The sequence below is a fragment of the Deltaproteobacteria bacterium HGW-Deltaproteobacteria-18 genome (assembly GCA_002841885.1).
In the GTDB taxonomy this organism is placed as follows: domain Bacteria; phylum Desulfobacterota; class Desulfovibrionia; order Desulfovibrionales; family Desulfomicrobiaceae; genus Desulfomicrobium.
In genome coordinates this window covers 43,625-64,194 of the sequence record PHBE01000019.1, presented here as the reverse complement: position 1 = coordinate 64,194, position 20,570 = coordinate 43,625, and the positions used below count along the sequence as shown (strand labels likewise).

At 58.6% G+C, this 20,570-nt stretch carries 20 protein-coding genes and 1 riboswitch; of the genes, 17 read left to right on the top strand and 3 right to left on the bottom strand.

The features are described from left to right. Nucleotides 1-7 precede the first annotated feature (7 nt). From CVU60_15520 to sbtM, 6 genes are all read left to right on the top strand, one after another. Nucleotides 8-988, top strand: coding sequence for an ABC transporter ATP-binding protein (locus CVU60_15520; protein PKN40580.1), 981 nt, complete (start codon nt 8-10; stop codon nt 986-988). Continuing rightward, nucleotides 979-2,193: an ABC transporter substrate-binding protein gene (locus CVU60_15515; protein PKN40552.1), complete on the top strand. Its 1,215-nt coding sequence runs from the start codon at nt 979-981 to the stop codon at nt 2,191-2,193. The genes CVU60_15520 and CVU60_15515 overlap by 10 nt, the downstream gene beginning before the upstream one ends. A 1-nt stretch (nt 2,194) precedes the next feature. Further along, a complete protein-coding gene (locus tag CVU60_15510; protein ID PKN40551.1) occupies nt 2,195-3,058 on the top strand; it encodes an ABC transporter permease in 864 nt (287 codons plus the stop codon). After that, nucleotides 3,055-3,837, top strand: coding sequence for an ABC transporter (locus CVU60_15505; GenBank protein PKN40550.1), 783 nt, complete (start codon nt 3,055-3,057; stop codon nt 3,835-3,837). Before CVU60_15510 ends, CVU60_15505 begins: the two co-directional genes overlap by 4 nt. A gap of 281 nt (nt 3,838-4,118) precedes the next feature. Further along, entirely contained in the window at nt 4,119-5,582 is a 1,464-nt protein-coding gene (locus CVU60_15500) for a hypothetical protein (protein ID PKN40549.1), read from the top strand. 1,253 nt (nt 5,583-6,835) lie between these two features. Further along, nucleotides 6,836-8,449: a selenobiotic family peptide radical SAM maturase gene (gene sbtM, locus CVU60_15495; protein PKN40548.1), complete on the top strand. Its 1,614-nt coding sequence runs from the start codon at nt 6,836-6,838 to the stop codon at nt 8,447-8,449. Nucleotides 8,450-8,747: 298 nt separating this feature from the next. On the opposite strand, the gene CVU60_15490 is transcribed toward sbtM, so the two are convergent. Next, a complete protein-coding gene (locus CVU60_15490; protein ID PKN40547.1) occupies nt 8,748-9,029 on the bottom strand; it encodes a hypothetical protein in 282 nt (93 codons plus the stop codon). A gap of 376 nt (nt 9,030-9,405) precedes the next feature. Beyond that, nucleotides 9,406-10,212 (bottom strand): hypothetical protein, encoded by an 807-nt coding sequence (locus CVU60_15485; GenBank protein ID PKN40546.1) that lies wholly within the window; start codon nt 10,210-10,212, stop codon nt 9,406-9,408. A gap of 138 nt (nt 10,213-10,350) precedes the next feature. On the opposite strand from CVU60_15485, the gene CVU60_15480 reads away from it, so the two are divergent. From CVU60_15480 to CVU60_15465, 4 genes are all read left to right on the top strand, one after another. Beyond that, the gene (locus CVU60_15480; protein ID PKN40545.1) at nt 10,351-11,019 is read left to right on the top strand and encodes an adenylate kinase; all 669 of its coding nucleotides are present in this window, start codon (nt 10,351-10,353) and stop codon (nt 11,017-11,019) included. A gap of 58 nt (nt 11,020-11,077) precedes the next feature. Continuing rightward, the gene (locus CVU60_15475; GenBank protein PKN40544.1) at nt 11,078-11,923 is read left to right on the top strand and encodes a solute-binding protein; all 846 of its coding nucleotides are present in this window, start codon (nt 11,078-11,080) and stop codon (nt 11,921-11,923) included. Nucleotides 11,924-12,063: 140 nt separating this feature from the next. Then, nucleotides 12,064-12,354: a hypothetical protein gene (locus tag CVU60_15470; GenBank protein ID PKN40543.1), complete on the top strand. Its 291-nt coding sequence runs from the start codon at nt 12,064-12,066 to the stop codon at nt 12,352-12,354. Between the two features lie 189 nt (nt 12,355-12,543). After that, a complete protein-coding gene (locus CVU60_15465) occupies nt 12,544-12,750 on the top strand; it encodes a hypothetical protein (GenBank protein ID PKN40542.1) in 207 nt (68 codons plus the stop codon). Here the strand turns inward: CVU60_15465 and CVU60_15460 are convergent, their stop codons facing one another. Next, a complete protein-coding gene (locus CVU60_15460) occupies nt 12,751-13,545 on the bottom strand; it encodes an inositol monophosphatase (GenBank protein PKN40541.1) in 795 nt (264 codons plus the stop codon). A 250-nt stretch (nt 13,546-13,795) separates the two neighbouring features. Between CVU60_15460 and CVU60_15455 the strand changes: the two genes are divergently transcribed. The 7 genes from CVU60_15455 to thiE all read left to right on the top strand — a co-directional run bounded on the left by CVU60_15455 (nt 13,796) and on the right by thiE (nt 20,535). Continuing rightward, the gene (locus tag CVU60_15455) at nt 13,796-15,457 is read left to right on the top strand and encodes a hydantoinase (protein ID PKN40540.1); all 1,662 of its coding nucleotides are present in this window, start codon (nt 13,796-13,798) and stop codon (nt 15,455-15,457) included. Between the two features lie 11 nt (nt 15,458-15,468). Further along, on the top strand, nt 15,469-16,776 hold the full coding sequence (locus CVU60_15450; protein PKN40539.1) for a histone deacetylase: 1,308 nt from the start codon (nt 15,469-15,471) through the stop codon (nt 16,774-16,776). A gap of 146 nt (nt 16,777-16,922) precedes the next feature. Next, nucleotides 16,923-17,024: riboswitch (TPP riboswitch) on the top strand. An 84-nt stretch (nt 17,025-17,108) separates the two neighbouring features. Then, entirely contained in the window at nt 17,109-17,309 is a 201-nt protein-coding gene (gene thiS, locus CVU60_15445; protein ID PKN40579.1) for a thiamine biosynthesis protein ThiS, read from the top strand. A 58-nt stretch (nt 17,310-17,367) separates the two neighbouring features. After that, complete coding sequence (locus CVU60_15440) at nt 17,368-18,159, top strand: thiazole synthase (protein PKN40538.1); 792 nt, start codon at nt 17,368-17,370, stop codon at nt 18,157-18,159. Next, the gene (locus CVU60_15435) at nt 18,156-19,268 is read left to right on the top strand and encodes a 2-iminoacetate synthase ThiH (protein ID PKN40537.1); all 1,113 of its coding nucleotides are present in this window, start codon (nt 18,156-18,158) and stop codon (nt 19,266-19,268) included. Before CVU60_15440 ends, CVU60_15435 begins: the two co-directional genes overlap by 4 nt. Beyond that, complete coding sequence (locus tag CVU60_15430) at nt 19,265-19,888, top strand: thiamine biosynthesis protein ThiF (GenBank protein PKN40536.1); 624 nt, start codon at nt 19,265-19,267, stop codon at nt 19,886-19,888. Before CVU60_15435 ends, CVU60_15430 begins: the two co-directional genes overlap by 4 nt. Then, a complete protein-coding gene (thiE, locus tag CVU60_15425) occupies nt 19,885-20,535 on the top strand; it encodes a thiamine phosphate synthase (protein PKN40535.1) in 651 nt (216 codons plus the stop codon). The genes CVU60_15430 and thiE overlap by 4 nt, the downstream gene beginning before the upstream one ends. The last annotated feature ends 35 nt before the right edge of the window (nt 20,536-20,570 follow it).

The following is a 20,570-nucleotide window of genomic DNA, read 5'->3' as shown; positions in this document are numbered from 1 at the left end:
AGCAGCCATAGAGGATCTGCTGCAGGTCAAGGCCCTGGGCAAGCGCTTCGGCGGAGTGGAGGTCTTCGGGGACGTCAGCTTCGGCGTACCCCGAGGCAGCCTCGTCTCGCTGGTCGGGCCATCCGGGGCGGGAAAGACGACCCTGCTGCACATCATCGCGGGGCTCGAGGACGCGGACAGCGGAACCGTCACCCATTTCGACGGCGACGGGAAGAAGCCCTCGGCCATCCTCGTCTTTCAGGACTACGTCCTCTTCCCGAACATGACGGTCTTCCAGAACATCGCCTTTGGCCTCAAGGCCCAAAAGATGTCCAGGACCGCCATCCGGGACAAGGTCATGCCCATGCTCGGCTATTTCCATCTTGAAGACAGGCGGGATGCCTATCCGTCCCAACTCTCGGGAGGACAGAAGCAGCGCGTGGCCATTGCCCGTGCCACGGTCCTCGAACCTTCGCTCCTGCTGCTGGACGAGCCCTTCGCCAACCTCGACCGCAACCTGAAAATGGAGACTGCCCTCTTCATCCGCTCCACCCAGCGCAGCTTCGGCATCACCACGATCTGCGTGACGCACGACCTGCAGGAAGCACTGGCCATGTCCGACCGCATCGGGGTCATGCTCGGGGGACGCCTGCGCCAATACGCTCCGCCACTGGACGTCTACCGGCGACCCGTGGATATGGAAACGGCGCGTTTTCTGGGGCCGGTCAACACCATCACCGCTCCGCTGGCCCGCCTCCTTGGCCTTGACGTCTGCTGGCTGCGACCCGAGGCCCTGCGCCTCGAACCGGACCCGGATGGACCTGCCGTCATAACGACCACGCATTTCGCGGGGCACTATCTCTGCTACACGCTGCGCGTCCTGGATCAGGACCTCGTGGTCTATGCCCTGGAACCCTTGGGGCAACCAGGGGACAGGATGCACATCCGTGTTTCAAACCAGTATCCGCCCATATTCAGCGGCTCTCTTCCGGAGGATTCATGCGCATAAAATTACTGTTCATCATACTGTTCGCGGTTTTGCTCACCGGCTGTTCCGAGAGCCCGGAACAAACCTCCGTGCTGCAGCAGGACTTCGCGAGCCTGGAAAAGGCCGCGCGCGGCACCGAGGTCCGCTGGCACATGTGGGGAGGCAGCGCCCAGATCAATCAGTGGGTCGACACTTTCGTGGCCTCCGAGATGAAACGGCTGTACGATATCGCCGTGGTTCGGGTGCCCATGGACGCGCCGGTCTTCGTCAACAAACTCCTGACCGAGAAGGCAGCGGGCAAGGCCACCGGGACCATGGACCTATTGTGGATCAACGGCGAAAACTTCAAGAACTCCATGCAGGCCGGAGTGCTGTTCGGCCCTTTCACGGACAAATTACCGAATTTCACGGCCTGGTACGACCCGCAAAAATCGGCCCATGATTTCGGCTACCCCGTAAACGGCTTTGAAGCACCCTACGGCCGGGCCCAGTTCGTCTTCGAGTACGACACGGACCGGACACCGACGCCCCCGGCCGCCCTGGCCGAGCTTGCGGACTGGATCAGGGCCAACCCGGGGCGCTTCACCTATCCGCAGCCTCCGGACTTCACGGGCTCGGCCTTCCTGCGCCAGATCTTCTACGCAACCACGGGCGGCCACGAGCAATACATGAATGGCTTCAATGCCGACCTCTACGCCAAGAACGCCCCCAAGACCTTTGCCTGGCTTGACGAACTCAAGCCCCACCTGTGGCAAGAGGGACGGACCTATCCCAAGGACGCCGCGGCTCTGGACACCCTGTTCGCACGAGGCGAGATCGACATGGGCATGTCCTACCACCCGGCACACGCGCAGATGAAAATCCTGGAAAAGACCTACCCCGATACGGTGCGGACCTTTGTCCTTGCCGAAGGGGCCATCTTCAACACCCACTTCACGGCCGTCCCCTTCAATGCCCCGAACAAGGCGGGCGCCATGGTCCTGGCCAACTTCCTGATGAGCCCCGAAGCCCAGCTCTCCAAGTTCAAGCCCGAAAACTGGGGCGACCTGCCGGCGCTCGAGGTGGCAAAGCTCGAAGAGATGCAGCGCAAGGCCTTTGAAGCGGTCGATCTGGGAGCGGCCACCCTCGGGACGGACGTTCTCTCCGCAGCCGCCGTACCGGAGATCAGCCCGGAGTATCTGGAGCTTCTCGAAAGGGACTGGGACAAATTCATTCTCGGGCACTAGAATGCAGCGCCGGATCCTTTGGGGCCTTGCGCCCCTGCTGATTCCGTACTGCGCACTCTTCTGCGCAGGCATGGCCCTGACCCTGGCCCAGAGTCTGGGCCTCTTCCTCCCGCTGGGCGCAGGGGGGGCAACCCTTGATCACTACCGGGTCCTGCTCCAGGACCTGGCCATAGGGCAATCACTGGGCCTGTCCCTGTTTGTGGCTCTCGTCTCCGCTGCGGGCTCGGTCCTGGGCGGAACCGTCCTGGCTCTCGCCCTGTGGCGCATGCCTTCCGGACTGCGCAGGGTGGGAGTCATTTCAAAAATCGGGCTCATCCTGCCTCATGTGGCGGTGGCGTTTCTGATCCTTCTGTTCCTCGGCAGGACGGGTCTTGTGTCATCGGTCCTCTTTCAGACGGGGCTTATCTCCTCGCCGGAAGAATTCCCGAACATCCTGCACACCGGAAGCGGGCTGGGCATGATCATGGCTTTTCTGCTCAAGGGCGTGCCCTTTGCCCTGCTTCTGGTCGGCGCCGTGCTCTTCGGCTTCGACATCCGCCTGATCCAGACAGCGCGAATGCTCGGAGCCGGGCCATGGCGCACCTTCCGGACCGTGACCCTGCCCCGGCTCCTGCCGGCCATGCACAGCGCCTTCATCATCCTCTTTCTGTACGCCTTCGGATCCTTCGACATCCCCTTTGTGCTCGGGGAATCGCATCCCGGCATGCTCTCCATCCGGGTCTACGACATTTTTTTCCAGCGCGACCTGAACCAGCGCCCCCTGGCCATGGCCATCCTTACGCTCATGTTCCTCTTCGCCGCCCTCTTCGCCATGCTCTACAACCGCTTCGCGGCCTACGTCGACGGCTGGAGGCGCAAACTGTGAGACACGCCCCGACCATGATCGTCCTGGCTCTGATGTTCCTGCTGCCGGTCGTCGTGCTCGTTTTGCAGGCCGGGGCTCCGGGCTGGCGTTTTCCGGAACTCTGGCCACAGATGTCCCTTGACGGACTGCGCTTCCTTGCGGCCCGCCCACAGCCTTTTCTGACCGCCCTGGCCAGTTCGCTGGCCTATTCGCTGGCGACAGTGGCCATGACGCTGGTCATGACCATCCTGCCCGCGCAGGTGCTGGCCTTTCGAACCTTTCCGGGCAAGAATCTGCTCGAAGGCCTGCTCCTGCTCCCCGCCCTGGTTCCGGCCATGACCTTTTCCATGGGGCTACATTTCATCTTCATCAAGATCGGCCTGGCCGACACCACGCCCGGCGTGATCCTGGTCCTTTCAATAATCAGCTACCCGTACATGCTGCGCGCCCTGACCACAGGCTTCACCCTGATGGGCCGCGAATACGGGATCTGCGCCCGCAATCTGGGAGCATCGAAATGGCGCGTCTTTCTGGAGGTGGAGATGCCGCTGCTCCTGCCTGCCATGGCGGCGGGCGGAAGCGTGGTCTTTCTGGTGGCGTTTTCCGAATATTTCCTGGTCTTCCTGATCGGAGGCGGAAGCGTCGCATCCTTCACAGGCTTTCTCTTCCCGCTCATAACCTCCTCCAATCGGGGCCTCGGGGCACTGATCACCCTGGCCTTCCTGGCGGTACCCATCGCGCTGTTCGTCGTACTGGAACTGGGGATGTACAGGTATTACCGCAAGCGACTGATGCGGTAGGCGGCAGGCGCGGCTCGTGACACTCCGCAAAATACATATGACCAGAAGAATAGACAAAGATGAATATCCTCTTGCCTTTCCTATACATTAATCTCCTCTAATAGTCGCAATTCCGAACCAAATGAAAAACGAACCGGCTCTGACTCCACACATTGTTTTTTATGTAGTTGTAATTGGATATAAAAAAAATTAATAAACAATTTATAATACACTAAATAAAAAATTGAATTATTTTAGGCAATTTTTTTCTATTATTTTACGGCAACCCGAAATATCGGGAGATGAATTCAAATATGCTGAAAAAATCATGGAATGCATTGGCGTTACTAAGCTTGGATGACGGCTGGCAAAGACATCGGCGCATGCTATGGCTGGGCGCTCTGGCGGGACTCATCCTCGTTTCCTTCGCAGGGAACATGCAGCGAGGCCTGCTTGAAACGACCGAAGGGCGCTACGCTGAATGCGCTCTCGAAATGCTCTCCAGTGGCAACTACCTTGAACCCACCCTGGACTCCGACCCCCACTGGACCAAACCACCCATGGTCTATTGGGCCATGGCCGCAGGGATGGCCATGGCCGGACCTGGCGAATCTTCCGTTCGTCTCGGAAATGCAGCGGCCTTCATCTGTACCGGCCTGGTGACGGCCTGGATGGCATGGATCCTGTGGGGTGAAATTTCAGGTTGGGCGACACTGGCCATCTATGCAACGTCCGTCCTTCCAGTGCTCGGCGGAACGATTCTCAGCACGGACATCCTGCTGGCTTTCTTTGAAACCTTGGCCGTGGCATGCTACGTCATCTGGGCACACTCGCCCCGACAGTCCAGGAAACTGCTGGCCATGATGTGGGCAGCCTTCGGCCTGGCATTCCTGACCAAGGGGCCTCCTGGCTTGTTGCCCTTACTTGCCATCATTCCCTGGCACATCTGGATGTTCCGAGACGGGAGACTTTTCCTCCCCCTCGGACTGGCCCTTTTCCTCATGCCGGTCCTGGGCTACTTCGCATTCATCATCGCAAAGCACCCGGATCTGTTTTCCTACTATCTGGATCAGGAAATCATCGGCAGACTGACCTCCGACACGTTTCACCGCAACCCGCAATGGTGGAAACCGCTGGTGATTTACGCGCCACTCCTGCTTCTGGGACAAATCCAATGGGGCTGGATGCTCCGAAACCCCAAAAAGGTCTGGCAAGCACTGCCGCAAGCACAGCGGATCTTTCTGGGGCTTTGGGTGGTAGCACCCCTTGTCGTATTTTGTCTGGCTAAAAGCAGGCTGCCGCTCTACATCCTGCCTCTCTCCATCCCGCTGACGTTGTTCATGGCCCACGGCCTGGCCCAGCAACGTTCGCGCATAGGGCTTCGTACCGTAGCAGTGACCTTTGTCGGCACGATCGCGCTCTTTGTCGCAGCACGCGCGGCCCTGGGCGTTCTGCCCATGCACCAGAACATGCGACAACTGTACACGCAGGTCGAAACAGCTGGAGATGGAGAAATTGTCGCACTGGTCAAAGACAAGGCGTATGGACTGCAGTTCTATGCCGGAGGGATGGTGAAATGGATTGGCAGCGACGGCGCGGACCGAAAAGAATCGTTGCGACGATTCCTGCAGACGGCTTCGGGCAGATACCGATTGGTAGCCCGCGAGAAGGACGAATCCCTGCTCGAGAAAGAGTTTCGCGCAGCTGGACTGACCTCGTCACGAAGCACTCACGCGGGCTGGATCATCTCAGCTTTCGAAAAATAAGGGGCTGTCTTCGGCTTGCCCTCCATGCGCACTGCCGGATTCATCAGCACTAGGTTGTTTCACAAATTTTTTATATCCACACTCTTGCACTGTATTTTACCCTATTAATGATGGAAACCTATGGGCGCAAATCGTATCCCACGAGCCTGTCTGACACTAATGAAGTAAATCAAAATTTTTAAAGCATTTAATCGACATCATGAATCATATCTATGAATTATTAAACTATACGCAAATTATAACTTTAAATTTTATACATAAAAAAAATAATTATATTCATATCAAAAATTATATTAACTTCTCTATTACATTTATAATTGTTAAGTTAGCTTGCTGATATTTAAAATTGTGCTGTTCATTATTATATAAATATAAACGTAATTATATTACTAAAATTAACTGAATTTATAGATATTTACGAAATCTAATAAATGTAGATTTTTGTATTATTTTTTGATTAGCTCATAAAAACTTCAGTCATCACGTACGTCTCTTCCCTAATACTTCTCGAATAGCTAAATCAAAATAAAAAAATATAAAAAACGAATTCAATTCATTGATACAACCTACCACATACCCAACCTGTACAAAAAAATACGCTATTATTACGAATAATTATCAATATTTAATGATGCATTGTCAATTTTCTAAATTAATACTGAAAAAATTTCCTGTTTTAATTTAAACAGAAATTACTGATAAGCTACCAATAATTATAATAAAAGATAATACAGCATATAAAAATTTCGATTTTTCCGCTTCATTTTGTGCCAAGTGTTGACGTTTCTGGCGTAATTCAGATAGCTACTATCTATATATCACCCCAGATAGCATCGGTGTTTCCAATACAACCGTGAACAATTGTTCACAAAGGAGCGAAAATGGACACAGACAATTTGAAAAAAGTTCTTGCGGGCTGCTGCCTTGCGGCGCTCTTGGCCAGTGCCTCCGTAGGCGTGGTCAGCACCAAGGCTTCCGGAAGCGGCTGAGGTGGGAGTTCAAAGTCCGCTGCAGGTGGCAGCGATGGAAATGAATCTGACGGTAATTCCACAAAAACTGTTCCTGGTGGAAGCGGTTGAGGTGGTGGAGCAAAAGCCGGTGCCGGGAGCACCGAGACACCCAAAAAACAGTAACACCGTTTCGCTCAGGAAATATGGGGGGAGTTGCGTAGCTCCCCCTGTGTCGCTTGTTGATGAACGCCGGACAATCCTTTTAGCCTAGATAATCTTCGGCCACTTTCGCAGGAAAAGACCATGAATCAAGCGGCACTGCATTCACTATATCCAACAACAGCATCGTTTCTAGATGCACAGACTCTCTCAAGTCTTGGAGATTCCCTAAACAGTAGCGCAGAAAAACTCCTCTCGACTGTCGAGCAGCTGTCCAGAGAAGGCTTGGCACCAATTTTTCTGCCGGATATCTGTACTTTAGAAATTGCAAGGAAGCATGTTGAGTCAAAGGCGGTTCTTCAGCCTGAACCCGGGACTGGCATTATCGTAAATCCAAGCCTTGAGTTATGTGTACTGAATACTTCTGGATGTGTTGACGTGATTCACGGCCGTAATACAAACACATGTCCAGTTTTAGGCCAGGAGATGGTCCTGGTTTGGAAAAATAAAGGCACTCAGAAAATTGATATTGCCGTAGCAAAGCCTGAAGATCTCGCCGCAATCAAAATTATCGCGGACGGAGTGGATCCCTCGAGCGCAGAAGCAGAATCCAAATTAGCGCCCGGATTTGTTGATTCTCTTCTCAGAAAAGCCGTGGAAAAAGGAATTCTCCTTTCTCCCTCATCACTCTTGCGACGCAAGCGCCAGGATTTTTCCGCCAACCTGTCCATTTCAGAACAACATCTCAGCGCTGAAGTCTTCACCCTGCAGTGGCACATCACCCAGGACTGCGATCTGTTTTGCCGTCATTGCTACGATCGTAGCGCCCGATCGAATATGGCCCTGGACTCGGCCTTGGATGTGATCGATGATTTCGATTCTTTTTGTCGCGATCGGCATGTTCTCGGCCAGATAAGTTTTTCCGGAGGAAACCCCCTGCTCTACCCCGGATTTCTGAAAGTCTACGAACGGGCAGCCCGGAAAGGTTTCTCCCTGGCCATCCTCGGGAATCCAACTACCAGGGAAATGATGGAGGCGATCATCGATATCGCCCGGCCGGAATATTTTCAGGTCAGCCTCGAAGGATTGCCCGCACACAACGACTCCATCCGCGGCCATGGACATTTCCAGCGGGTTATGAACTTTCTTGAGGTATTGCAGGCTGTAGAGGTCCAAGGGCAGGTCATGCTCACCCTGACGCGTGACAACATGAACCAGGTGCTGCCCCTGGCCGAAATATTGGAAGGGAAAGTCTGGGGCCTGGCCTTCAACCGGCTCTCCCCCGTGGGCAGAGGTGCCGCTCTTGCCCTGCCCGATCCCGCTGAATTTCAGGACTTTGCGGAACGGTATTGCGAAGCGGCCTCTCAGCTCAAGGTCCTGTCTTTCAAGGACAACATGCTCAATGCTCATCTTGCCGCCAGGGGAGGACCACTCTTCGGGGGCTGTACCGGATTCGGCTGTGGAGCGGCCTTCAATTTCATGGCTCTGCTCCCGGACGGAGAAGTGCATGCCTGTCGAAAATTCCCTTCGATTATCGGAAACATTTCAACCGCCACCCTTGGCGAAATTTACGACGGGCAAGCAGCCGTCTCGTACCGAAGCCGAAGCGAAGCCTGCCGGGAATGCTCAATCATAGCGACATGCGGCGGCTGTCCGGCGGTAGTTTCCGGACTTGGCCTGGACATCGCCAAGGATCGCGACCCATTTTGCCCTGGGCCAATCCATCAGCCCCAGCCTCCCGTCAAATCGGCCTTTTGAAGCACTTGCTTCATGAACGACAGGAAGAACACGTCTTCTTCTGAACGAACGTGTCTTCGCCCCACCTGGAAATGCCGGGAGAAAACAAAAGGGACTTCAGCGTGTAACCTGAAATCCCTTTTTCTTTGATGGCTGAACCGCTGAAAATGTGTTTGGCGGTCGCCCGGGCCATGAAGTCCGCAATATTTTCAGCGCGCGATGAATCTCACACGTCAATGCGCGGCCGGATCGAGAACGAAGGAGGTTTCACTCCAGCCAAGGGCTAAAAAACCTTGTTCTCAGGGAACCCGGCACAGAATCATTTCTTGGTGCCTGTCGGGCAGATGTCATCCTTGAGGCAATAGGTCTCCACGAATCGCCCGACTTGCACGCCCATATGCACGCATTTCTCCCCGGCCAGGCAGTCCTCGACGTCCTTCCTGTCCAGATGGGTTTCCAGTGAGTGATCTTCGTACTCGAAGTCGACCACCCAGGCTTCGGTTTTTTCTTCGTAATAACACGATATTTGAATGTTGTTCTTCTCGATCTCCGGATACATATCCCTGATCTTCGCCAAGAGTTCGCTCGCTTTCACATTCATAGTCGGCTCCTTGATTTCGAGGTCTGCCTGCTCAAAAATTTCATTTTCAACCTGTCAGGCTTTAAGCAAAATGACAATCCTGAACCAGATTCGTCTGGCATGAAGAGCTGCTCTGCCGGGCAGCCTCCAGCGCCTGCATGGCTTCCAAAGCTGAAGGAAGCCCATTTGCCGAGACCGTATCCTTGGTATCGCGGCGATGTGCGGATGAATTTTCAGTGATGAAGACCTGTCGCAGGAAGGCGGAACTGGCCGAACCGTGGATACTGAAGGCATGAATGAAGATGCCGAAATCGCAAAAAACCGAATCAGCGAAGAGGCTGGGACAGCATCCAAACCTAGCGGCAAGACCCGCATTGGCCCATCCGTCCAGGACCGCCTAGTGCCCGCTGCGTTCCAGCACGCAGATCGTCTTGTCCTCGGGGTCGAAGACCTCGTCCAGGATGGCATCCACATGCTCACGCTGGCGGCTGAAGATCTTCGCACAGCATTCTTCGAGCGCCGCACGCGCCTTGGCGTCAAGCGGCAGATCCGGGAAGGCGGGCAAATCGTAATCCTCGAAGGCCAGGGGCGCGTAGGCCAGGTCCCGGTCCAGGGTCCAGGTCTGTCCACCGCCGCCGGTCAGGGACTCCTTGAACACCTGGGTCTGATCCATGCGTTTGGCAAAGGCCAGGGATTCGGAGGGACGGTTGGACTCGTTGACGGACTTGATGCGGGTGTTGATCTCGTCGCAGAACTTGCGCAGACGGTCATGATTGGCGGTGACCATCACCCGGCCGGGATGCATCGGGTCGGAGTAGGGGGTCCCGTGCATGTAGGACTCGATCATGCGCGCCAAAGGTTCGTAGATCTCCCACACGGTCTTGGCGAAGAGGCCCTTGCGGGTGAAGCTGCGCGGTCTGCGGAATTGCAGGCTGCAAACCTTGTGCACGTAGAGGGCCGGGTCATCGAGGGTGACGTGAAGCGAATCAAAAAAAAGCCTGATGTCCGTCTCGGACCCGAGCAGGCAGTTGAGACCTGCGAACCAGGACCGGATATCTGCAACCTGCCCCTTGAGCCTTGCGACCTGAGACTCGAAAAAAGCGATCTCATCCTCAAGGGCCGTGCGAGCCCCGAAAAATGTGTCGGCCGCCTCACGCAGCCCTTCTTCCACCAACGCGTCGCCCCATTCATCCAGAAGTCCCATGCGTCCCCCGTTCACAGCTGATTTACGACAACTCTACGCACGCCGATGAGTCCTGACAAGCACGCTTCCGATCTTTGATTGACAGCCTCAAGGGCTGGCTATAGTACTTTGTGAAATTTTTTACAGGAGGTTTACGCCTTGAATATTCTGATTTTCGGACCCAATGGCAGTGGCAAGGGAACCCAGGGCTCCCTGGCGAAGAAGAAATACGATCTGGACCACATCGAGTCCGGTGCAATTTTCCGCAAGCACATCGGCGGCGGTACTGAACTTGGCCTGAAGGCCAAGGCATTCATCGATCGTGGCGAGCTCGTTCCCGACGACATCACCATCCCCATGGTCCTCGACGTACTCAAGAACGCGAGCCCCAACGGCTGGCTGCTGGACGGCTTTCCCCGCTCCATCGTGCAGGCCCAGAAACTGTGGGAAGCCCTGCAGGCCGACGGCGTAAAGCTGGACTTCGTCATTGAAATCCTCCTGCCCCGCGAAGTGGCCAAGAACCGCATCATGGGTCGCCGCCTCTGCAAGAACGACAACAACCATCCCAACAATATCTTCATCGACGCCATCAAGCCCGACGGGGACAAGTGTCGCGTCTGCGGCGGCGAACTCTCTGCCCGCGCCGACGACCAGGACGAAGACGCCATCGACAAGCGCCACAACATCTACTACGATACCACCACTGGCACCTTGGCGGCTTCCTATTATTACAAGAACCTGGCCAAGGAATTCGGCTTCAAGTACATCGAACTTGACGGCGAAGGCTCCATCGACGACATCCGCGCCACCCTCATGGCTCAGCTGTAAGCCAGGCGTTCATCTCAAGAAGAGGAAGGCGGGGGAAGCCCCGCCTTTTTTATTTATCATGACACTTCAGATCGGCAGAATCGACTATCTCAACATCTGGCATATTTTCCACCTCCTGGCCAAAACCTGCCCCGAAGGCCCGGATTTTCACTATGTGCCCGATCACCCCAGCAGTCTGAACCGGGCTCTGGCCGATGACGAACTGGACATCTCGCCGTCCTCTTCATTTGAATACCTTCTCCACGCCGAAAAATACTTTCTCCTACCCGGAGCCTCCATCTGCGCCCGCAAGGAAGTGCAGAGCGTCCTCTTTCTCTCCCCCGCTCCACTGGACGAACTGCCCGCCTGGCTTGCCGGCAATCCGGGCCCGGTCTGCCTGACCGGAGCATCGGCAACCTCCACCGCCCTCCTGAAGGTCCTGTGGGCCCAGAAATGGAAGCTGCCCGAGCCGCACTGGATGACCGTCGAACCCGGACACGGTCTGTCCACCGGACGCCCCTTCCTGGAGATCGGCAACCTCGCTCTGCGCCACTTCGCCGAACCGCCCGCAGGGTATCACGTTGTCGATCTGGCCACCGAGTGGTCGACCTGGACCGGGCTGCCTTTTGTTTTCGCGGTCTGGATCGTGCGCCGCAGCCTGCCCGCTCACACCCGTAAGCTTCTGACCGTCCTGCAGCAGCACATCGGGTCCATCACCGCCGATCTGGACAGCCATTTCGAAGCCCTCTCCCGCCTGCCCGAACTCCCGGCCTGGCTGACCAGTCCGGACCTGCTGCGCTACTGGCGGGCCATGAGCTATGATCTTGGACCCCGTGAAAAAGCCTCCCTGGCCCTCTTTGGCGAACACTGCACGAAGCAGGGACTGCTGCCCGGCATGCCCGGACTGCGCTGGTTCGACGCCTGAAATTGTCAATATCGGTCAGCTTTGAGCCAAAGCTCAATAACACCGCGCCGTCTGCCGCCCCTTTCCCGGACTCAAGTTTTCATGTATTCCATCCGATAGGTTTGATCAGGCGTCATGTTCTGACACTAAAGGGAGGAGTTATGGACATTGGAGGAACCCTTGGGAGCAGCTCCCAGGGCTATGCAAAGCAGACCTTCGGAGCCGCCGTTGTCGGGAAAACCCTCGACTACATGAACGGCGCTGGCGCCTCGAATGCTCAGCCCTTTGACAAGGAGACATTCGGGGCGGCCGTAGTCACCAAAACGCTCGATACCATGAACGTGAACACGCACCGTCATCAGAACAGAACCGAGAACTCATACTCGTTTCAAAAGGATGTGCTCATGCCCACCTACACGGGACGGGGCACCCTCCTCGACGATCTGGTATGAAAAAAGGAGCATGGCGCTCATTGCGGGCAAACCCCGCAATCAGGCCCCGGATGCGTGCATCCGGGGCCTTTTGCATTTCTCTTGCGCTCTCAAATTCAAGTTTTTCGCCAATCGTCCGATACCTCAAACAGGGCATGGACGCCCCTTTTGACGCAATACCCGTGGCCATGGACGGCCGAGGAGGCGAAGATGAGTTTACGCGTGGACAAACCCCAGGCTCAGGGAAGATGGAGAGAAGGTCAGCTTTCCTGGGACATGGGACAGCAGAAAAAGAGACAGCAAAAGAACCAGGCCCAGGAAAACGATACGTTCGGCCAGGATGCACAAAGCGAATCGCTCTACAATTCCAAGGGGGGCCTCATCCCTCTTTCCTCTTCCCTGAAACTCGGCGTCTGATCACAGGGAGCTCTCAGCTGCGTCCTCCATACGGAGCAGGGACAGCAGTTCCCCGTGAATGAAGCCGTTGGTGGCCACGATCATGTGGCCGCCAAGTTCAAACGCGCCGTCAAGGCCGCTTACCTTTCCCCCGGCTTCCTCCACCAGCAGCCAACCGGCCGCGGTGTCCCAGGGCTTGAGGCCGGTCTCGTAGTATCCCTCGAAACGTCCGCAGGCCGTATAGGCCAGATCCACTGCCGCCGAGCCCAGGCGCCGGATGCCCTGGGACGCCAGCAGCACCCGCTGCAACCGCTGGCAGATTTGGTCCACCTCGTTATAAAAAGAATAGGGGAATCCCGTGGCGATGAGGGAATTCTGCATGCTCGCCTCCTTGCTGACGCTTATGCGGGTCCCGTTCAGAAAAGCGCCCTGACCGCGCACGGCCCAGAAAAGTTCCTCAAGCATCGGCACGTAGACCGCGCCCATCTCGACTCGCCCGTCCTTCCACAGGGCCACGGATACGGCGACAATGGGCAGACCGTGGGCGTAGTTGGTGGTGCCGTCCACAGGGTCGACGATCCAGGTCAGCGCGCCGGGATCAAGGGATACGTGCGATTCCTCGGCCAGTACCGTGGAGCCTGGAAGCAACGTCGGCAACCCTTCGAGCAACAGCTTTTCAACTGCCAAATCGGTCTGCGTGACCAGGTCTATGCGACCTTTGAAGGTAATCTCCTTGGCGTCATTCCACTGCTCGCGCACCACCCCGCCTGCCTGCCGCACGCAGGACAAAAAACCGTCCACCAGCTGTTTATCCATGATTTCCCTCCGTTTACTGAATTCTGCTTGCGCTTCGTCTTCAGTCCGGTAAATATGCAACTTGAAAAAGCAACTTGTGTTTCCTGCCTGAACCCCGCTGCCGCCTTGTTCCCGCTCCGGGGTGCGACAGACCTGAAAAAAACACAAGCCCGAAGCCTCGTCCTCCTCCTCAAGATCATTGAGGAATCAACGAGGCGACCGGGAGCCGCTACACCCGTCGCGGCCAACAGTCAGCCCAAGGATCGGACTTATGCTTATCGGAATCGATGTCGGAGGAACCCACACGGACGGCGTCTGCATCCGGGACGGCCGGGTGGAAGCCATGGCCAAGGTCCCAACGGATCACGACAACCTGCTCGCGACCATCACCGAGGCGTTGTGCGCCATCCTGAAGGATTGCAAGGGCGCGGAAATCCGCACCATCAACCTGAGCACTACTCTGTCCACCAACTCCATCGTCACCGGCCACACTGAAAAAGTGGGCATGTTCGTCATTCCCGGACCGGGAATCGACGCGGGAGCGTACGCGCTGGGCTCCCAGTACCATATCCTGTCCGGATGCGTCGACCATCGCGGGGCCATCTCCGCCAAGGCCCGGGTGGAACAGATCAAGCCCTTGGCCGCGCGCTGCCGCGAAGAAAACATCCGCGTCTACGGGGTGGTGGGCAAGTTCTGTACGCGCAATCCCGAGCAGGAAACGGCCATTGCCGAGGCCCTCGCCCCTCAAGCCGATTTCGTGACCCAGGGACACCGTGTGTCCGAATCCCTCAATTTCGGACGGCGCATCAGCACCGTCTATTACAACTCGGCCGTCTGGCGCACCTTCAACGCCTTTGCCGACGCCCTGGAACAAAGCCTGAGGGACCTCAGCATCCAGGCCGACATCAACATCGTCAAGGCCGACGGCGGAACCATGCCGCTCAAGCTGGCGCGGGAGATTCCGGTGCAGTCCATCTTCTCGGGACCAGCCGCCTCGGTCATGGGCATCCTGAGCACCTCCCCGGTGCAGGAGGACGCGCTCATCCTCGACATCGGCGGCACGACCACGGACATTGCCGTACTCCTCGACGGCGTCCCGCTTCTGGAGCGCGACGGCATCTCCATCGGCGAGCACCCCACCCTGGTGCGGGCGCTAAAAGTCGAATCCATCGGCATCGGCGGAGACTCTTTCATCAGTTCCCGCGACGGGCAGTTGCGGGTCGGACCGGACCGCCACGGGCCCTGCATGGCTGCCGGCGGGCCCGCCCCGGCACTCATGGACGCCATGAACGTTCTCGGCCACGCCTCTTTCGGCGACCGGGAGCGCTCGGCCAAAGGCATCAAGGAAGTGGCCATGACCCAGGGCCTGTCCGCACGCGAATGCGCCGAACAGGCTGTCGGCCTGGCCATGGACATCCTCAAGAAAAAGGTTTCCGCTTTCCTGGCGGCCATCAATGCCCGCCCGGTCTACACCATCCAGGAACTTCTGGAAGACAGGGTCGTTCGCCCCAAGAGCATCCTGGTCATCGGCGGCCCGGCCGTAGCCATGGTCCCGCTCCTGGAAGAAACCTTCGGCCTGCCCGTCGTGGCCCCTCAGCACGCCGAAGTCGCCAACGCCATCGGCGCATGCCTGACCCGCCCGACCCAGTCCCTGGTCCTGACCGTGGACACCTCGCGCGGCAGCTTTACCGTGCCGGGCCTTGGCATCCACAAGGCCGTCAAGCGCACCTACACGCTGGAAGAAGCCGTACACGACGCCACCACCATGCTGCGGGCTGAACTGGACCGTCAGGGCATCCCCGCCGAGGAAGGCGACATCCAGGTCATCCAGGCCGATGCTTTCAACATGGTCGAGGGGCATTACACCATCGGCCGCAACATCCGTGTCCGCTGTCAGATGCGACCCGGCGTCATCACCACCCTGGCATCCTGAACGGAGGGACCATGCTCACCGCAAAATCAAGCCTCGGCATCATATTCTTCCCGGCCTTCGACTGGGCCATCTCTCCGACCCATCCCGAACGGGAGGAGCGACTGCTCTACACCCAGGACCAGTTCCGGGAAGAAGGCATCTTCGACATTGAAGGAATCCGCGAATACCGTCCCCTCGTGGCCGAAGAAAAAGACATCATGCGCGCCCATTTCTGCTTTCCCAGCGTGCAGTCCGTCTGCACCGATTCGCATTTCATCTCCGCCGGAGGCGTGATCCGCGCCGCCCAGCTGGTCATGCAAAAGGAGCGTCAGCGCGCCTTCGCGGTGGTCCGCCCTCCCGGGCACCACGCCATGCGCACGGTCCACGGCAGCCGCGGCTTCTGCAACATCAACATCGAAGCGGTCATGATCGAGTGGATCCGCGAAAACTACGGCAACCTGCGCGTGGCCATCATTGACACGGACTGCCACCACGGCGACGGCACCCAGGACATCTACTGGCATGACCCGGACGTGCTCTTCATCTCGCTGCATCAGGACGGCCGCACCATCTATCCCGGCACGGGCTTCCCTTCTGAGTCCGGCGGTCCCAAGGCACTGGGTCGGACCATCAACGTGCCCATGCCCCCGCGCACCTCGGACGAAGGCTATCTCATGACCGTGGAGAGGATTGTCATGCCCATCCTCGACCACTTCAAGCCCGACCTGATCATCAACTCCGCCGGGCAGGACAACCACTTCTCCGACCCCATCACCAACATGAACTTCACGGCCCAAGGCTACGCCAAGCTCACCCAGATGCTCAAACCCGACATTGCGGTGCTCGAAGGCGGATACGCCATCAAGGGCGCGCTGCCCTACGTCAACCTGGGCATCAGCCTGGCCCTGGCCGGAGTGGATTTCTCCGCCGTGCAGGAACCGGATCTGGACCGGGAAAAGATTCGCGAACAAAAATCCACCATCGACTATCTCGAAGCGCTGTGTGACCAGCTGCCGGAAGTCTACTTCAACCCCAGACCCTCGGAAGCCGTGCGCGAGAACGGATATTTCACCCGCCGCCGCTCCATCTACTATGACACCGACGACATCACCGAGACCCAGGTCGAACGGCTCAAGGACTGTCCGCACTGCCCGGGGCTCCTCATCGTCGAGAGCGAAACCGCAAGGACCCCAAAGTCCCTGGGCCTGCACGTCCCGGTTCAGGGCTGCGACATGTGCAGCCAGGAAGCCGAGGAGCGATTCTCCAAGTCCCGCCAGGCCGGATTCGCCCACGCCCAGCTCTCGGACCGCGTGACCAAGAGATACGAATACGCCAAATAACCGAATTCCGAATACGTAGGGGCGGCCCCCCGTGGCCGCCCCCCCCGTGGCCGCCCTGCGTTTCGTGGCCCGAAAACGGGCAGGCACGGGGGCCTGCCCCTACGCATTCACCTTTACAACCCCACCCGATCCACATAAGGCTATGCCGCACAAGCTGGGGGAGCCCGATGGGCTGAGAGGGGACACGTTCCCGACCCTTACGACCTGACGCAGATCATGCTGCCGTAGGAAAGCTGGTTCCGGAAAAACATCCATTCATCGAACCGCGCCCTCCCCGGCGCGGTTTTCTTTTTGCGCTCCGCCCGGCTTGCAACAACAACGCGGAGGCACCCATGCACATCACCGTCAACGGACGCACCCTGGACATGAAATCCGGCCAGAGCCTGCAGGACCTGATCCTGTCCATGAACCTCGATCCAGCCGTGGTCGTGGCTGAACTGAACCAGAGCATCGTGCCCGGCGATAAATTCGCATCCACTGCCCTTGGCGACGGCGACCGGCTCGAACTGCTGAGCTTTGTCGGCGGCGGGTGATCCTGCCCGGGCAATGACGTCGAAGCACCTTTTCACACAGCAAACAGCGAGAACCACCATGGAACATACCGACTTTCTCGAAATCGGCGGCAAGCGCCTCGGCAGCCGCCTGTTCACCGGCACCGGCAAGTACGGCAACGACGCACTCATCGCGCCGGTCTGCGAGGCCTCCGGCTCCGAAGTAATCACAGTGGCCCTGCGCCGGGTGGATCTGGACGGCAAGGCCGACAATGTCATGAAACACATCCCCTCCCGCATGACCCTGCTGCCCAACACCTCCGGGGCGCGCAACGCCGACGAGGCCGTGCGCATTGCCCGGCTGGCCAGGGCCATGGGTTGCGGAGACTGGATCAAGATCGAGGTCATCTCTGACAACCGCTACCTCCTGCCCGACGGCTATGAGACCGCCAAAGCCACGGAAGTCCTGGCCAGAGACGGGTTCGTGGTCCTGCCGTACATGAATCCCGACCTCTATGTAGCCCGTTCCCTGGTCGACGCCGGAGCGGCGGCGATCATGCCGCTGGGCGCGCCCATCGGCACCAACCGGGGCCTTAAAACCGAAGAGATGATCCGCATCCTCATCGAGGAGATGGAACTGCCCATCATTGTCGACGCGGGGATCGGCACTCCAAGCCAGGCTTGCCAAGCCATGGAGATGGGGGCGGCGGCCTGCCTGGTCAACACGGCCATCGCCACGGCCGCGGACCCGGTGCTCATGGGCCGGGCCTTTGGACGGGCGGTGGCGGCCGGACGCGAAGCCTGGCTGGCTGGGCCCGGAGCAGTCGCCACCCTGGCCCAGGCTTCCTCGCCCCTGACCGGATTCCTGGACCGGACGGATGGCGCGTCATGAGCTTTCTGCCCGAAGCCTTGCGTCTGAGCCAGACGCCCCTGCAACAGCATCTCAAGGCCGCAACCGAAAATGACGTGCTCCGTGCCGCCTCTTTGGATCGCATCGACGCATCCGCGTTTCTAACCCTGCTCTCCCCGGCCGCGAACGAGCATCTGGAGACCATGGCCGCCCGCGCCCACGAACTGACCCTGCGCCATTTCGGCCGCACGGTGAGCCTGTTCACGCCCCTCTATGTCTCCAACCACTGCGCCAATCACTGCCGCTATTGCGGATTCGCGGCCCCGAACAGCATCCCGCGCACCCAGCTCAGCCTGGAAGAGGTCCGGGCCGAAGGCGAAGCCATCGCCGCCACGGGCCTTGGGCACCTGCTCCTTTTGACCGGAGAGGCCCCGCGCAAGGCGGGCGTGGACTACCTTGAAGCCTGCGTGGAGGTACTGCGCCCCCTGTTTCCCTCCATCTCCGTGGAGGTATATCCCATGGAAACAGCGGACTACGCACGGCTGACGCGGGCGGGCGTGGACGGCTTGACGGTGTTTCAGGAGACCTACGACCCGATCCTTTACGCGGAGCTGCATCCGGCCGGTCCCAAGCGGGACTACGCGTTTCGCCTGAACACCCCCCAGCGCGGAGCCGAGGCGGGCATGCGCGTGGTCAACATCGGCGCGCTGCTGGGCCTGACCGACTGGCGGCAGGAAATCTACGCCACCGGCCTGCACGCGGCCTGGCTGCAAAAACGCTATCCCGGCGTGGACATTGCCGTGTCACTGCCGCGCATGCGCCCCCATGCCGGAGCATTTCAGCCGGCGTGCATCGTCTCCGACCGGGAACTGGTGCAAGCCATGACCGCGCTGCGCATCTTCCTGCCGCGCCTGTCCATCACCATCTCCACCCGCGAGGCCCCGGGCTTTCGCGACAACATCCTGCCGCTGGGCGTGACGCGCATGTCGGCAGGAGTCAGCACTGCCGTGGGCGGACACGCAAAACCCGCCAAAACCGGACAGTTCGAGATCTCCGACCCGCGCAGCGTGGCCGAGATCGAGGCTATGCTGCGATCCCGCGGCTATCAGGCCGTATTCAAGGACTGGGAACCCATCGGGGCCAGCGCATGAACACCTTTGAACACGGCCTGGCACGTTATCTGGACGGAGGATTTCTCTCTTTCCTGCGTTCCGTGCGGATCGGAATCATCGGCGCGGGAGGACTCGGCTCCAACTGCGCAGTCCATCTCGTCCGCAGCGGATTCACGGACATTGTCCTGGCCGATGCGGACGTGGTGGAGGCATCCAACCTCAATCGCCAGCATTTCACGCTGGTCCAGGTCGGCTGCCCCAAGGTCGCGGCCCTGCGCGACAACCTGCTGGCCATAAACCCGGCGGCCAGGATCACGGCCCATCACCTGCATGTGAACGCCCAAAATATGAACGGCCTTTTCGATTCCTGCGACGCCGTGGTCGAAGCAGTGGATGACCCGCGCACCAAGAAGCTCATCGTTGAGACCATGGCGCTCACAGGCAGAATCGTGGTCGGCGCATCCGGGCTCGGGGGCTACGGCCGCGCCGGGAGCATGACTGTCAGAACCTTGCGGCCGGGCCTCGTCATTGTCGGAGACCACGTAACGCCCTGCGACATCCCGAATCCGCCCATGTCCCCCAGCGTCGGCATGGCGGCGGCCATGCAGGCCGACGTGATTCTGAACCATTTTCACACCCTATATAAGGAGCGGACATGAACGGACGCGATCGTGTCACCCGACTGATGCGTGAAGGCGGCCTGTACGGGCTGACCGCAGAAAAATTCTCCCTCGGCCGCACCAATGCGGACGTGGTCCGGGCCATGCTGGACGCCGGGATACGCATCATACAATACCGCGAGAAGGCGAAAAAAATGGGCCTCAAATTCGAGGAGTGCCTCCAGTTGCGAGCCATGACCCGCGAGGCGGGCGCGGCCTTCATCGTCAATGACGACATCGACCTGGCTCTGCTGGTGGGGGCCGACGGGGTGCACGTGGGGCAGGAAGACCTGCCGGTCGAGGCGGTGCGCAGCCTCGTCGGTGAAGACATGGCCATCGGCCTCTCGACCCATTCCCCGGAGCAGGCCCGTGCGGCAGTGGCCCAGGGCGCGGATTACATCGGAGTCGGGCCGATATTCGAGACGCAAACCAAGGAGGATGTCTGCGCGCCCGTGGGCTTTGAATATCTGGATTTTGTCGTGAGGGGTGTCGATCTGCCTTTTGTCGCCATCGGCGGAATCAAGGAGCACAACCTCGGGGACGTGGCCGCCCACGGAGCCCGCTGCATGGCCCTGGTCACCGAAATCACTGCCGCCGAGGACATCCGGAGCAAGATCGCCGCGCTCATGCGCGTTCTTCACGGATAGCTCGACACCGGGGAAAAGGGGCTCTCGGACACGGG

Excerpts from the sequence above, each read along its gene's own strand:
- CVU60_15450 (PKN40539.1), top strand. The coding sequence starts at position 15,469 with ATGCTCACCGCAAAATCAAGCCTCGGCATCATATTCTTCCCGGCCTTC.
- thiE (PKN40535.1), top strand. The coding sequence starts at position 19,885 with ATGAACGGACGCGATCGTGTCACCCGACTGATGCGTGAAGGCGGCCTG.
- CVU60_15465 (PKN40542.1), top strand. The coding sequence starts at position 12,544 with ATGAGTTTACGCGTGGACAAACCCCAGGCTCAGGGAAGATGGAGAGAA.
- CVU60_15490 (PKN40547.1), bottom strand. The coding sequence starts at position 9,029 with ATGAATGTGAAAGCGAGCGAACTCTTGGCGAAGATCAGGGATATGTAT.
- thiS (PKN40579.1), top strand. The coding sequence starts at position 17,109 with ATGCACATCACCGTCAACGGACGCACCCTGGACATGAAATCCGGCCAG.
- CVU60_15475 (PKN40544.1), top strand. The coding sequence starts at position 11,078 with ATGACACTTCAGATCGGCAGAATCGACTATCTCAACATCTGGCATATT.
- CVU60_15440 (PKN40538.1), top strand. The coding sequence starts at position 17,368 with ATGGAACATACCGACTTTCTCGAAATCGGCGGCAAGCGCCTCGGCAGC.
- CVU60_15430 (PKN40536.1), top strand. The coding sequence starts at position 19,265 with ATGAACACCTTTGAACACGGCCTGGCACGTTATCTGGACGGAGGATTT.
- CVU60_15500 (PKN40549.1), top strand. The coding sequence starts at position 4,119 with ATGAATTCAAATATGCTGAAAAAATCATGGAATGCATTGGCGTTACTA.
- CVU60_15485 (PKN40546.1), bottom strand. The coding sequence starts at position 10,212 with ATGGGACTTCTGGATGAATGGGGCGACGCGTTGGTGGAAGAAGGGCTG.
- CVU60_15515 (PKN40552.1), top strand. The coding sequence starts at position 979 with ATGCGCATAAAATTACTGTTCATCATACTGTTCGCGGTTTTGCTCACC.
- sbtM (PKN40548.1), top strand. The coding sequence starts at position 6,836 with ATGAATCAAGCGGCACTGCATTCACTATATCCAACAACAGCATCGTTT.
- CVU60_15455 (PKN40540.1), top strand. The coding sequence starts at position 13,796 with ATGCTTATCGGAATCGATGTCGGAGGAACCCACACGGACGGCGTCTGC.
- CVU60_15510 (PKN40551.1), top strand. The coding sequence starts at position 2,195 with ATGCAGCGCCGGATCCTTTGGGGCCTTGCGCCCCTGCTGATTCCGTAC.
- CVU60_15435 (PKN40537.1), top strand. The coding sequence starts at position 18,156 with ATGAGCTTTCTGCCCGAAGCCTTGCGTCTGAGCCAGACGCCCCTGCAA.
- CVU60_15460 (PKN40541.1), bottom strand. The coding sequence starts at position 13,545 with ATGGATAAACAGCTGGTGGACGGTTTTTTGTCCTGCGTGCGGCAGGCA.
- CVU60_15470 (PKN40543.1), top strand. The coding sequence starts at position 12,064 with ATGGACATTGGAGGAACCCTTGGGAGCAGCTCCCAGGGCTATGCAAAG.